The organism is Tessaracoccus defluvii (assembly GCF_014489575.1).
GTDB classification, from domain to species: domain Bacteria; phylum Actinomycetota; class Actinomycetes; order Propionibacteriales; family Propionibacteriaceae; genus Arachnia; species Arachnia defluvii.
This window is the reverse complement of sequence record NZ_CP060789.1, coordinates 1321353-1333854: the sequence shown is the minus strand read 5'-3', so window position 1 is coordinate 1333854 and position 12502 is coordinate 1321353. Positions and strand designations below refer to the sequence as shown.

At 71.8% G+C, this 12502-nt stretch carries 11 protein-coding genes; 5 read left to right on the top strand and 6 right to left on the bottom strand.

Annotation, left to right across the window (positions count from 1 at the left end; all coding sequences use genetic code 11):
* Positions 1–12 precede the first annotated feature (12 nt).
* Entirely contained in the window at positions 13–630 is a 618-nt protein-coding gene (locus H9L22_RS18670) for a hypothetical protein (RefSeq protein WP_226966167.1), read from the top strand.
* 31 nt (positions 631–661) lie between these two features.
* Here H9L22_RS18670 and H9L22_RS06425 read toward each other — a convergent pair whose 3' ends face one another.
* The 4 genes from H9L22_RS06425 to H9L22_RS06410 form a co-directional block, all read right to left on the bottom strand.
* Positions 662–1285, bottom strand: a complete 624-nt coding sequence (locus tag H9L22_RS06425) for a response regulator transcription factor (protein WP_187722059.1) — start codon at positions 1283–1285, stop codon at positions 662–664.
* 70 nt (positions 1286–1355) lie between these two features.
* Positions 1356–2273, bottom strand: coding sequence for a hypothetical protein (locus H9L22_RS06420; protein ID WP_187722058.1), 918 nt, complete (start codon positions 2271–2273; stop codon positions 1356–1358).
* Positions 2261–3145, bottom strand: coding sequence for a sensor histidine kinase (locus H9L22_RS06415; RefSeq protein WP_187722057.1), 885 nt, complete (start codon positions 3143–3145; stop codon positions 2261–2263). Before H9L22_RS06415 ends, H9L22_RS06420 begins: the two co-directional genes overlap by 13 nt.
* An 11-nt stretch (positions 3146–3156) precedes the next feature.
* The gene (locus H9L22_RS06410) at positions 3157–3396 is read right to left on the bottom strand and encodes a hypothetical protein (protein ID WP_187722056.1); all 240 of its coding nucleotides are present in this window, start codon (positions 3394–3396) and stop codon (positions 3157–3159) included.
* A 247-nt stretch (positions 3397–3643) separates the two neighbouring features.
* Here H9L22_RS06410 and H9L22_RS06405 point away from each other — a divergent pair, with 247 nt between their 5' ends.
* Positions 3644–6265, top strand: a complete 2622-nt coding sequence (locus H9L22_RS06405; protein ID WP_187722055.1) for a LuxR C-terminal-related transcriptional regulator — start codon at positions 3644–3646, stop codon at positions 6263–6265.
* Positions 6266–6280: 15 nt separating this feature from the next.
* Here H9L22_RS06405 and H9L22_RS06400 read toward each other — a convergent pair whose 3' ends face one another.
* Positions 6281–7678, bottom strand: a complete 1398-nt coding sequence (locus H9L22_RS06400) for an alpha,alpha-trehalose-phosphate synthase (UDP-forming) (protein WP_187722054.1) — start codon at positions 7676–7678, stop codon at positions 6281–6283.
* A 69-nt stretch (positions 7679–7747) separates the two neighbouring features.
* Between H9L22_RS06400 and H9L22_RS06395 the strand changes: the two genes are divergently transcribed.
* Positions 7748–8425, top strand: a complete 678-nt coding sequence (locus H9L22_RS06395) for a trehalose-phosphatase (RefSeq protein ID WP_187722053.1) — start codon at positions 7748–7750, stop codon at positions 8423–8425.
* Positions 8380–8583, top strand: coding sequence for a trehalose-phosphatase (locus tag H9L22_RS06390; protein WP_187722052.1), 204 nt, complete (start codon positions 8380–8382; stop codon positions 8581–8583). Before H9L22_RS06395 ends, H9L22_RS06390 begins: the two co-directional genes overlap by 46 nt.
* Here H9L22_RS06390 and H9L22_RS06385 read toward each other — a convergent pair whose 3' ends face one another.
* Positions 8584–11718: a GH92 family glycosyl hydrolase gene (locus H9L22_RS06385; RefSeq protein ID WP_187722051.1), complete on the bottom strand. Its 3135-nt coding sequence runs from the start codon at positions 11716–11718 to the stop codon at positions 8584–8586.
* 300 nt (positions 11719–12018) lie between these two features.
* Here H9L22_RS06385 and H9L22_RS06380 point away from each other — a divergent pair, with 300 nt between their 5' ends.
* Positions 12019–12495, top strand: coding sequence for an ASCH domain-containing protein (locus H9L22_RS06380; RefSeq protein ID WP_187722050.1), 477 nt, complete (start codon positions 12019–12021; stop codon positions 12493–12495).
* The last annotated feature ends 7 nt before the right edge of the window (positions 12496–12502 follow it).

Genomic DNA, 12502 nt, shown 5'->3' with positions numbered 1-12502 from the left:
CTGGAAAGCCCCGTGGCGGCGGCCCCGGCCGACGGCGAGCCGAAGCCCGGGCCGAAGGTGCCCGAGTTCCTCACCACGACACCGGGCACCCTGCTGCTGGTCGGCATCGTCGTCCTGCTCTCGCTGCTCATCAACAATCTCACGGGTGGGGTTCTGAACACGTTCGTGGTGGCCCTCATCTTCGGGATCGCCCTGCGCGCGCTCGGCATCTTCAAGCCGGGCATCCTGACCGGCATCGACTCCTACGGCCTGATGATGCTGGCCATCATGATCCTCGTGTTCGGGCCCCTGGCCACCGTCGAACCCGCCGACGTGGCGGCCCTCGCCGTGCCGCTGCTGATCGCCTTCGCCGCGGGTGTGCTCGGGATCGTGTCGTTCTCGGCTCTCACCGGCAAGCTGCTGGGCTACACGGTGCCGATGTCGGTCGCCATCGGGCTCACCTCTCTGTACGGCTTCCCCGGCACGATGATCCTGTCGCAGGAGGCCGCCAAGGGGGCCGGCGAGTCGCCCGAGGAGGTGGCGGCCATCGAGGGAGCCATCCTGCCGAAGATGATCATCGCCGGCTTCGCCACCGTCACGATCACCTCCGTCATCGTGACGGGCCTGATCGCCGCGCGGATCGGCAGCTGAGCGCCCTGCTCCTGCCCGGAGAGGCCGGCGGTCAGTCGACGAAGCCGTCCTCGACGGCCCTCTTGTACAGGCCCGTCTTCGACCGGACGTCGCGTCCGAGCCCGACATACTTCGCGCGGATGTTGCGCACATGGTCGGTCACCGTGTTCCGCGAGATGAACAGCTCGGCGGCGACGGTCTCCGCCGTCGCTCCCGACGCGTAGAGGGCAAGCACCTGGGCCTCGCGCGGCGTGAGCGCGGCCCGCGGCAGCGAGACATCCTCATCCAGGGCGGCCGCCCATTCGACGGTGGCGACGGTCTCCCCTCGGGCTGCGGCCCGGATCGCCGACAGCAGTGTCTCCGGGGACTCCGACTTGCGGAGGACCCCGATGGCGCCGGCCCGGACGGCGGCGCGGACCAGGCTGGCCCGTTCCCCCGAGGTGTAGGCGAGGACGGCGATACCGTGTTCCGACAGCCGCCGCAGATTCTGGGCGGGTGTTGAGCCGTCGGTCAGCACAAGGTCGAGCAGAACAAGATCGAGCTGGCTGGTCAGCTCCAGCAGCGAGTGCACATCGGGTCCGGTGGCCGCGACCTGGAGGTCGCTCTGCAGGTTGATGATCGTGGACGTGCCGACGACCATCGCCGGGTGGTCGTCGACGATGCCGATGCGGATCATGGCGTCCTCACATCTGTCGGAATGGGTGAACCGGTGTAGAAGTCGTCCGAGCGGTCGTCCTGCCTCAGTGTCACATGCACCCTGTCTCCGCGGACGGTGGCGCGCAGCACGACGCGTCGCGCTCCCGCGGTGAACGTCGCGGCGATGGCGTCGGCGAGGTCGACGCCGATGACGTCCATGTCGTGGGCGAGACGACGGTGACGTCGGTGTCGTCGGCCCGCAGCGATGCGACGGCGTCGATGAGCACGGGCTGTTGGAAGGCGGGTGCCCGCAGCCGGTCACGGAGCGCACCCTCCACGATGGCGATGCGACGACGCAACTCGCCGGTCAGCGGGACCCCCGCGGCGATCTCCCGCAGGACAGGCTCCGCCATGGCCCGCACCTGGTTCAGTTCGATGACGCGAAGGCGGTCGGCCTGGAGGGCAGCCTGGGTGATCCGCTCCGCGGCAGCGGAGGCTGACCGATGGCCGCGGGCCCGGCCGACGATCCAGCGCAGCACGAGCCTCCAGAGCGGCCCCAGCACCTGGGCCATCACGGCCAGCGAGACCAACGCCGCCACCGCGGTGGGCTGTGCGCCCGTCGCCCAGCCCCAGGCCACGGCCGCCAGCACCATGAGCGCGCCGCCGAGCACCCCCTGACGCGCGTTGCCGCGGGCGATCAGGAGGGCGACCAGGAAGGAGGCGAAGTCGAACAGATAGACGGCGCCGGTCGGTCGCTGAGCCAGGACGATGACGGCGATCGCCACGGAGCAGGCGACCACGGCGAGTGCCCGCCACAGCGTCAGGGGAGCGTCCCTGGGATCCGTCAGGAGGAAGGTCCCGAGCAGGGCGAGCGCGTACCCGAGCCAGACGACGGGGGTCCCCGTGGAGAGGAACCCCGACAGCAGCCCGCTGCACAGTCCCATGGCCCACGCCAGGGCGATGGTCCAGCGCGCGGCCCTCGTCGCCAGCCCGGCCGCCCCCGAGCCGCTCGACGTCACGTCCTCCATCGGAGCACCACCTCCGTCCCATTCCCCGGGGCCGACGCGACATCGGCGGTCCCGCCGATCAGCTCCATCCGCCGCTGGATGCTGTGCCGCAGCCCGAGCCTGGAGTCGGCGACGGTCGCGGGATCGAAGCCCCGGCCTGCGTCGGCGACGCGCACCGTCAGCCCGGTGCCGATGGCCGACACGGTGACGTCGACGTCGTCAGCGCCCGAGTGCCGCCGTGCGTTGCGGATCGCCTCGCCCATCGCGTGCCCCACCTCCGCGACGACCCCCGCGGGGATGGGTCCTTCCCCGTCGGCGAGCGTGGTCACCCGGGAGTCGCTCCACGTCCGTGCCGCCGCCGCGGCCAGTCGGGCGACGGACTCGGCGGGCCCGTACCCGGCCGGTTCGGCGCCCGGTTCCCGGTGCAGGACGGAGATGGCCGTGTCCGCCTCGGCTTGCAGAACGTCGGGCGTGGGACCGTCGAAGAGCATCGCGGCATTCAGCACGGCGAGCACCTCGTCGTGGATGAGTGCCCCCAACCGTTCCCGGCTGTCAGCGGTTGCCCGCGCCAGGGTGCTCTCCTCGGCGGCCCGCCTCGCGGCCTCCTCCGCCTCGCGGAGCCGGGTGAGCTGGATCCGCATGCCCAGGAAGATCACGAGGAAGGCGAGGTTGCTGACGTGCGGAGGTGTCAGCACGAGGATGTCGTGGGGTACGTGACCCAGGAACAGCATCGACGACGCGGCCACGGAGAGGCCGGAGGCCAGCGCACCCGCGACAGCGATGGGTACGGGTGCAAGGAGGATCGGGAGGCTGACGGTGACAGGCTCGAGCGACCAGAGCCACGGGACCGGTGGGTCGCCGGGGCCTGTGTAGGCGGGCGCAGTCGACCACAACAGGACCAGCGTCAGCGCGGAGGCCCCGCCCCAGAGGGGCGCAACACGGCCAGCGGGAGCACCAATCCGCCCACTGCCGAGACGGCGACGAGGGAGACGGCGAACAGGCCGGCCGTCGTCCACCACGGAGCGAACAGGGGCACCTGCTCGAGGATGAGGGGAATGCGGCCGCCGATCATGACGACGGCACAGAGGGAGATGAGCCACCCGAGTTGCCGGTCTGTCCGGCGACTGACGGAGACAGGGGTCATGGAACTCCTTCGGAGAAAGGGAGGACAGACCCGCCCTGACCCGCACAATACAAGGGGGTGGTGGGGCCCCGATCCGGGCCCGACTTGCGATCCCCCCCAGAAATGAGGGGGGAGGGTGATGAAGATCCCTACACCGGGCAGTGCCGGAGGATGCGGAAAGTGCCTAGGCTTCAGGCACCGGCGGAGTCGCCGGGGTACGGACGCGCGGGCTGGGGGCCCGCCGGACGTTCCGCAGGGGAGAAGGGCCATGACGCATCGGGAACAGGTGCCTGGAGGCACCCGCTATGACGAGGCTCGGCTACGCCCGCCGGTCCCGACTCCGGGTGCCCGCCCCCGGCCCCGTCTGAGCGAGATCCTGGCCCGCAACGTCGCCACCCCGGTCACGCTGGTCCACGCCCCGGCCGGGACGGGCAAGACGACGGCCGTGGCGGACTGGGCCCGCACCGCTGAGCCGGACACAGCGGTCGTCTGGGTGTCGGCCGACGAGTCCGATCGCGAACTCGGCCCGTTCTGGCGCACACTCGTGGCCGCGTTGGGCGTGGCGCTTCCGACACAGATGCGGAGCGTGGTGGCGCCCCGGGGGCCGGACATCGGCTTCCTCCAGGACGTCTGCGTCGCCGCAGGCGGGGTCACGATCGTCCTCGACGACGCCGACCGTCTCACCGGCGCCTCGACATCGGCCTGGCTCGGCCAGCTGCTGCGCCGCCCGCCCCGGGCTGTGGCGTTCATCCTCGTGTCGCGGGCGGTGCCGCAGATCTCCGACTCCCGGCTCCGAGTCGAGGGACGACTGGCGGAGGTGGGCCTGCCGGACCTCCGCTTCAGCGCCGCGGAGACCGGCGCGCTGCTCCACCACCACGGCCGTCCGCAGCCGGCCGACGAGATCGAGCGACTGCTGGACGCTACCGGCGGGTGGGCGGCTGCCGTCGAACTCGCTGCGCTCGACCTCCACACCGACCCGGCCTGGTCCGGCCGACCCGGCGACTCCACGCGCCGCTACGTGCAGGACGAGGTCCTCGCCCCACTCGCCGCGGAGATCGTCGACTTCCTCACCGCGACCTCGGTGGCTGACCGCCTGACGGTGGGGCTGGCGGAGGCGATGAGTGGTCGTGACGACGCCGCCTGCCTCCTCGAACGGGTCGAGGACGCGCAGCTGGCGTCCCGGGAGGCACCCGACTCCTCCTGGTATCGGGTCGAGCCCCTGGTGCGCCTCCCGCTGCTGCGCAGGTTGGAGGACCAGGAGCCGCGGAAGCTGCAGGCCCTGCAGCGGTGCGCAGCGACGTGGCATGCGCGGCGAGGCGACTGGGACGAGGCACTCCGGCCGGCGATGCTCGCCGGGGACTGGGAACTCATCGGCGCCATGATCGTGGGGCCCGCCACGACGCTGGTGCGCGCACCGGGAACCTCGCCGGTCGCGGAGGCCCTGGCGCGGATCCCGCTGGAGCGGATCGCCGCGCATCCCGAGCTGGCGCTGGCCCACGCGGCGCTGGCGCATCGGGAAGGAGCCCTGGACGACACCGAGGGGTACCTACGGGTGGGGCAACGGGGGCTGGAGGACCTTCCGGAGGCACGGAGGCGGCCGGCGGCGGGGCTGATGGCCCTGATCGAGGCGGACCAGGCATTCCTTCGCGGGGACGGTCCGGCACTGCGCCGGTTCTCGGGGCAGGCCGCAGAACTGCTGCGCATGTCAGACGACGTGCGCGGCAGGGATCCCGGCCCCGCCGTCGCCCTGCTCGGCGTGGCCGAGCTGTGGACCGGGCAGCCGGAGAAGGCCACCGGGCATCTGGCGGAGGCCTCGGTGTTCGCCGCGGCCCAGCATGGCGGGGGGACCTTGGAGGTCGAGGCCCGCGGCCTGCTGGCTGTGGCCCACGCCATGCACGGAGCCAACCTGAGGGCGGAGGAGTGCGCGGCGAGCGCCCTGACGTGGGCGGCTGCACAGGGATTGGAGCGGACGCAGTGGGCCCAGTGGGCCTGGCTCGCCCGGGCCATCGTCATGCTGGACGGCGGTGACCTCAGCGGAGCGCTCGGTGCCCGGCAACGGTGCGTCGCTGTGGCAGGCTCCGCTCTGAACCCGCTTGCCAGGGTCCTGCTTGGGCTCGTGACGGCCCGCCAGCTGCTGACGGTGGGTGACCTGCCAGGAACCCGCCGTGCCCTCGAACGGACGGGTGAGAGCCTGGCCTGGCGGGGCGGCAACGGATTCCTGCACCACTCGTGGACCGCGCTGCGGGTCAGACTCGCCATCGCACGGCGGGAACACGACACCGCCGCCGCACTCCTGGCCGAGGCGACGTCCGAGGCCCAGGTCACCCTCCCCGTGACGTTGGCGAAGGCCCGCCTGCAGCTGGCGTCCGGCTCGCCGGACAGCGTCCGGGAGACGCTGGCAGATGCCCTGACCAGGGAGGAGGGCGCCGCGGAGGCGTGGCTGCTGCTGTCGCTGGCGGAGGACCAGCAACGGCGCGAGGCGACATCCGTGGAGGCGCTCGCCCGGGCCCTCGATCTCGCCGCGGAGGAACGCACCGCGCTGCCCCTGCTCTTCCCGAACCATCAGCTCGTCCGGGGCCTGCGGCGGCACAGGGACCTCGTGGGGACGCACAGCGAGTTCATTGTGACGGCGTTGGCGACCTCGTCGCCCGCCGAACGGCCGGAGGACTGGCGGCCCCGGGCGTTGACCGATCGCGAGCACGCCGTCCTCCTCTACCTTCCGACGATGTGCTCCAACGCCGAGATCGCCGAGTCCATGAGCGTGTCGGAGAACACCGTCAAACAGCACCTCAAGTCCATCTACCGGAAACTGGAGGCCGGGAGCAGACGGGAGGCGGTGCGCGTCGCGCGCGATTCCGGCCTCCTGGATTCGCTGCGGGGCGCTGTCTGACGCGGCGGTCCGTCGTCAGGCGTCGGGACCTGCGAGGTCGCCCAGGAAGGCATCGGCCCACATGTCGATGGTGTGGCCGGCCACCTGCCGCTTCAGCGACCGCATCCGGCGCCGGCTGGCGCTCGGCGAGTCGGTGGCCGCCTGCATGATGACGTCCTTCATGCCGTTGAGGTCATACGGGTTGACCTGATAGGCCTGCCGGAGCTCCTTGGCCGCGCCGGCGAATTCGCTCAGGACGAGCGCGCCCGTGTCGTCCGGGCGGCACGCCACATACTCCTTCGCCACGAGATTCATCCCGTCACGCAGGGGGGTGACCACCATCACGTCGGCGATGCGGTACATCGCCGCCATCGTGTGACGGGGGAATCCGGCGTGGCGGTAGACGATGGGGGAGCGGCGCAGGCCTGAGAACTCGGAGTTGATCCGGCCCACGAGCAGGTCGATGTCGTCGCGAAGCTTCCGATACTCCTCGACCCGCTCCCGTGACGGCGTGGCCACCTGCAGGAACACCACCTTCGACGGGTCCAGCTGCCCCTCGGCGAACAGCTCGCCCAGCGCCTGCAACCGCTGCCGCAGACCCTTCGTGTAGTCCAGCCGGTCGACGCCTAGCAGCAGGAGATCCGGGTGGCCGAGGTCGTCGAGCATCGCCTCCGCCTCCGCGATGACCTCGGGGGAGGCGGCGAGGTCGGCGAAGCCCTGGGTGTCGATCGCGATCGGATAGGCGTGGGCCCGGCACGTGCGGCCGTCGGGCAGGTGGACGGCGCCCTTCTCCACCCGGTGGCCCAGGTAGGTCCGGGCCAGGCGCAGGAAGTTGGATGCCGCGCCGGAGACCTGTAGGCCGACCAGGTCGGCGCCTGTCAGGCCCTCGAGGATCTCGCGGCGCCACGGGAGTTGGGAGAAGATCTCGGTGGGAGGGAAGGGGATGTGCAGGAAGAAGCCGATCCGCAGGTCGGGCCTCAGCTCGCGCAGCATCTTCGGCACCAGCTGCAGTTGGTAGTCCTGCACCCACACCGTCGCGCCCTCGGCGGCGAGCTCCGCCGTCGTCTCGGCGAAGCGCCGGTTCACCGTCCGGTACGCGTCCCACCACTCGCGGTGGAACTCCGGGAAGGCGACGGTGTCGTGGTAGAGCGGCCACAGGGTCGAGTTCGAGAAACCCTCGTAGTACTCTTCGACCTCCAGGGCGCTCAGCGGGACGGGGACGACGTCGTAGCCGTCGTGCTCGAAGGGGGCGACCTCCTCGTCGGGCGCGCCGTGCCAGCCGACCCAGGCGCCTCCCTGACTACGCATGACAGGCTCCAGCGCCGTCACGAGCCCACCCGGGGACGTCCCCCAGGCCACGTCACCGTTCTCGGCGACGATCCGGTCGACGGGGAGCCGGTTGGCCACCACGACGAAGTGGGGCTTCTCAGACATATCGTTCTCCTCAGTTCACGGTCAGACTACCGACTCGGGGGAGCCAGGGAGGCTGGCAGAGTGGAGTCTATGCAGACCTGGCAGGCCATGACACCCCACTCCGCTGCCTTTTTCGAGGCGGCCGCCGCACACCCCGAACGCGCACTCCTGGCTCTCGACTTCGACGGCACGCTGGCCGCGATCGTGCCCGACCCGGAGGACTCACGGCTGCACGAGGCCTCCGCCGCCGCGCTGGGCCGCCTCTGCGGCGTGCTGGGCGCCGTCGCCATCATCACCGGACGCGCGGTCGGCACGGTGCGCAGGCTGGCACGCCTCGACGAACGGCCGGAGCTCGCATCGCTCATCGTGCTGGGGGCCTACGGGGCGGAGCGGTACTCCCCGGCCGAGGCGGACGGCCCCGCCAGGGAGACACCGGAGGGCATCGCAGCGGCCCGGCCAGAGCTGGAGGCGCTGATCGCCGAGTTCGGTGTGGCCGGGGTCGGTCTCGAGGACAAGGGGGCTGCCCTCGGGGTGCACACGCGGCGCGCAGCCGACCCGACAGCGGCATTCGAGGCGCTCCGGCCAGGGGTCGGCGAGATAGCCGCACGCCACGGCCTGGTGCTCGAGCCCGGCCGCAACGTGCTCGAGGTCCGGGCCTCCGCCGTCACCAAGGGGAAGCGATCAGGTCCCTGGTCGAGGAGACCAGCGCCACGGTGGTCGCGATGTGCGGCGACGACCTGGGCGACCTCCCCGCCTTCGCCGAGCTGACGGCGCTGCGTGAGGACGGGAGCGTGACCTGCCGTGTCGTCAGCGGCTCCGACGAACAGGATGTGCTCGTCGCCCATGCCGACGTGCTGACAGACGGGCCTGACGGGATGGCGGACTGGCTCACAGCCCTGGCAGATCGCGTCGTCGGGCCCCGCTGATCAGCGGCCCAGTGCCTCCAGCTGCAGACAGCTGAACGACCCTGCCTCGACGATGAGCCGGAGCCCCGTCGTCGCCGTCGGCTCATCCAGCAGGAACGGCCTCAGCTGGCCCGGCCACTCGAACGACTCGTCAGAGCGCCGGTCAGCGACCCACCAGGAACCGTCGTGGTCGCGTGTCTCCACCCGCCACGCGAGGGGGGTGTCGCCGGTCGGCTCCGCGAGGGTGACGGTGTAGGCCTCGACCCGCTCGTGTCCGTCGATGGTCCAGGTCACCTCGTCACCCGGGTGCAGCGGCACGGGTGTGTCGCCGACATCGTCGACGAGCGCCGCGAGTGCAGGGGCCGAGGGTGTGCCGGACAGGGTCCCGGTTCCGCTCAGGTCGCGCCAGGGGCGCGGCCGCTCGCCCCAGCCGGTCAGCGACGGCGCCGAATCCCCGACCTCAGAGGCCCAACCGGTCGGCGTCGTGCCTAGCCAGACAGCGATCTCACAGCCGCCGACGAGGTCGGCGTGGTCGATCCAGCTCCGCTGCCAGTCCTCGCCGTTGACGGAGACCCGCTGGATGACGTCGCCGTCGCCGTAGGCGCGGATCACCAGGTCGCCGCCCGGCAGCCGCCAGCGGGTCAGCGGCACGTGCGGGGCGCTCAGCGCGTAGCGGGAGGTGCCTACCTGCAGCGGGTACAGCCCGCTCAGCGCGAACAGGTACCAGGCCGACATCTCGCCGTTGTCCTCGTCGCCGGGGTAGCCCTGCCCGAGCGCGGAGCCGCGGAACAGCCGTCGCAGCGCGTCACGGGTCACGACGCCGGTCTTCCAGGGCTGGTCGGTGAACCCGTACAGGAACGGGATGTGGTGGGCGGGCTGGTTGCTGACGTCGAACTGGCCGGCGCGGGTGTGTGCGGCCTCGATGATCTCGTGCATGTCGGCGTGGTAGCTGCCGTTGAGGTCGCCGTCTTCGACGGTGGAGAAGAACTCGTCCAGCCTGGCCAACAGCCCCGCACGGCCACCGACGAGCCCCGCCAGACCCGACGGGTCGTGCGGGGCAGGAAAGCCGAAGGTCCAGCCGTTGGCTTCGGTGTAGTCGTAGCCCCACACCCGCGGGTCGTACTCGGCGGCGCCGAAGCGGAAGCTGCCGTCCTCGTTGCGGCTCTGGAAGAACCCCGTCGACGCGTCGTAGAGCGCGCTGTAGCCCGCGGAGCGCACGAGCAGGTAGCGCGCCTCGTCACGGAGCCGTCTCGCCGCTGCGGGATCGGTCTCGTCGGCCAGCAGGCGGCTGGCCATCAGGCCCAGCGCGTGGTCGTTCAGCGCGCCCTCGAACGTCCACGAGACGGGCTCGTGGCACTCCGGCGTCGGGCCGCCGAGGTAGACGTAGCGCAGGTCCTTGCGGCCGACGCCGGCCTCCGTGGGCCGGGCGGTCGCGTTGCGCAGACCGGAGAGATAGGTGCCGCGGCGGTCGGCCAGGGGGATCGACTTGGCGTCGAGGTCGGCGAAGGCGACGTCCGAGCTCGTGCCGGTCATCACATCGGCGTAGCCGGGCGACGACCAGCGCGCGATCCAGCCGCCGGTGCGGTACTGCTCGACGAAGCCGTCGGCCAGGCGCGCCGCGAGGTCCGGGTACCACAACGCGTAGGCGGGCCACGCCGTCCGGTACGTGTCCCAGAAGCCGTGGTTGACGCTCATCTCGCCCTCGACGACGACGGCGCCGGTGTGCTCGTCGTCGCTGGGCCCGGCGTGGGGCAGCACGGGGGAGGCGTAGCGGGCAACGCCGTCGGGGCCGGTCTCGCTCGTGAAGTTCGGATACAGGTTCAGCCGGTAGAGGTTCGAGTAGGCGCTGACACACTCGTCGTGGGTGGCGCCGTCGAGTTCCAGGACGGCGAGCCGTTCCGCCCAGGCGGCGCGGGCGGTGACGGCGAGGTCGTCGAGCGTGTCGCCGAGCCCGGTGGCGAGATGGTGCGCGGCCTGGTCGACCCCGAGGAGGGAGGTGGCGATCCGCAGCGTGATCGGCCCGCCGTCGGTGGCGAGGAAGCGGGTGCCGTCGTGGCGGACGGGCCGGTCGAACGAGAGGGCGAAGTACTGCCTCGTGGTGCCGATCGAGCGGCGCGACCCGTTCTCCAGCCACCCGACCCAGATGTCGCCGCTGCGACGCAGGTCGAGCTCGCCGTCGACGACGTCGAGGGTGACGGTCAGGACGCCGTCACCCGCCGGCGGCGTGAGGCGGACCGCTGCGCCGTGGCTGCTGGGGGCGGCCTCGACGAGCAGGCCGCCGTCGAGCCGGACGGCGTAGCGGTGGGGGCCGGCGTCCTCGTTGTCGTGTCGGAAGGTGTGGGGGCCGCTGTCGGCGGCTCCCCAGGTGGGGGTGATGAGCAACTGGTTGCGGTCGGCCATCCACGGGCTCGGCTGGTGGGTGAGGACCAGGCCCTCCAGCGCGGGGTACCCCGACGGCGTGTTGTGGTCGGCCCAGCAGTAGAACCAGTCCAGCGAACGGCGGGTGGCGGGGGAGAGGAAGACCGCCGCGTTGGGCAGGGCCGTGGCGGGGAACGTGTTGCCCCGGGAGAAGGTGAAGCCGGAGTTGGAGCCGCGGCGGGTGTCGACGAGGTCGACCGGATCGGTCGGCACGACGGGACGCGGCGCCAGCGAGACGTCGTCGATCCACACGGTGCCGGCTGTCCGCGCGTCGGCACGGACGACAACGGAGGTGACGACGCGCCCGGCCAGCGCGGCCGGGAGGTCGCATTCGACGAGGTTCCACTGCCGCGGCAGCAGGATGCGTGCCTCGCCCTGGGCTGTCGGGGTGAGGGCGATGCCGTGGACATCCAGCGGGTGCAGCGTCGACAGGCGGCTGCCGTCGTCGAGGACGAGGTCGAGGCTGACGAAGGTGGTGGCGTCACGGTCGCCCGCGGGGCCGTCCTCGGGGAGGATGCAGTAGCTGAGCCGGCTGTCGCCGGTCACAGGGAACGGGCCGTCGAGGAGAACTCCCTCGTGGGCGCCGGGAGCGTCCCAGGCGAAGCGGGCCGCGAAACGTCCGGTGCAGCCGAGCCCCGCGGGGCTGGCATACGCCGTCCGCGGGCCCGGCCCGACGGTGACGCCACCGTCGGCGGGAGGCTGCGGCTCGGACGGTTCGAAGGAGGTGCGCAGCGACATCTCGCGGGCTCCGTTTCAGCGGTGACGGACGGGGGCGTGGGCATGCGTGGACGCGCCGGCTCCATTCTTGCGTCAGCCGCGACACTTGGCCACCCCCGCCACGCTGCCAGACAGGGCCCCTCCCTAGACTGTTCGTATGCGTGGCGACGAGACGTCACGCCGGACGAAGAAGTCCGGCGGGCCGGCTGCCCCGATGGGCAGCCCGGCGACGCATGCGGGCTGTCCCCCTTCGCCCGCGCACCACCCCAGGAGCTGCGCCGGGCCCTCCGGCGAGCCCCGCATCGGAAAGGAAGTCCAGTGATGAGTACGGCCACCACGCCGAGTCCCGTGAGGCAGCTGACGCCGCTGAGCGAACTCCGCGTGTTGAGCGTGAAGCAACCGTGGGCCTGGCAGATCTTCCACGACGGCAAGGACATCGAGAACCGGCTGCTGCCCATCGGCAACTACCGGGGTCCGGTGGCGATCTTCGCCCCCGCGCACCCGGATGTCGCGGCGCTGCGACAACTCCCGTCCTCCATCCGCAGGGAGCGTCGGTTCGAGGTGGGCGCCGTCATCGGCGTGGCGAACCTCGTCGACTCCCATGATGCGAGCTGGTGCGGAGCCGACGAGTACGGCAACGCCCTGCGCATGTGCTCGCCGTGGGCGCTGCGCGGCCAACAGCATCTGGTGCTGACCGATCCGATCGCGCTGCGGGAACCGGTCGAGGCCCGCGGGCGCAGAGGCCTGTGGCGGGTCGGGCCAGGGTTGCTGGGCCGGATCCTCGAGCAGCTGGGTTGAGCCGAGC

Coding starts and splice junctions, on each gene's coding strand:
- H9L22_RS06425 (WP_187722059.1), bottom strand. CDS start 1,285: ATGATCCGCATCGGCATCGTCGACGACCACCCGGCGATGGTCGTCGGC.
- H9L22_RS06420 (WP_187722058.1), bottom strand. CDS start 2,273: ATGGAGGACGTGACGTCGAGCGGCTCGGGGGCGGCCGGGCTGGCGACG.
- H9L22_RS06410 (WP_187722056.1), bottom strand. CDS start 3,396: ATGACCCCTGTCTCCGTCAGTCGCCGGACAGACCGGCAACTCGGGTGG.
- H9L22_RS06405 (WP_187722055.1), top strand. CDS start 3,644: ATGACGCATCGGGAACAGGTGCCTGGAGGCACCCGCTATGACGAGGCT.
- H9L22_RS06400 (WP_187722054.1), bottom strand. CDS start 7,678: ATGTCTGAGAAGCCCCACTTCGTCGTGGTGGCCAACCGGCTCCCCGTC.
- H9L22_RS06395 (WP_187722053.1), top strand. CDS start 7,748: ATGCAGACCTGGCAGGCCATGACACCCCACTCCGCTGCCTTTTTCGAG.
- H9L22_RS06390 (WP_187722052.1), top strand. CDS start 8,380: ATGTGCGGCGACGACCTGGGCGACCTCCCCGCCTTCGCCGAGCTGACG.
- H9L22_RS06385 (WP_187722051.1), bottom strand. CDS start 11,718: ATGTCGCTGCGCACCTCCTTCGAACCGTCCGAGCCGCAGCCTCCCGCC.
- H9L22_RS06380 (WP_187722050.1), top strand. CDS start 12,019: ATGAGTACGGCCACCACGCCGAGTCCCGTGAGGCAGCTGACGCCGCTG.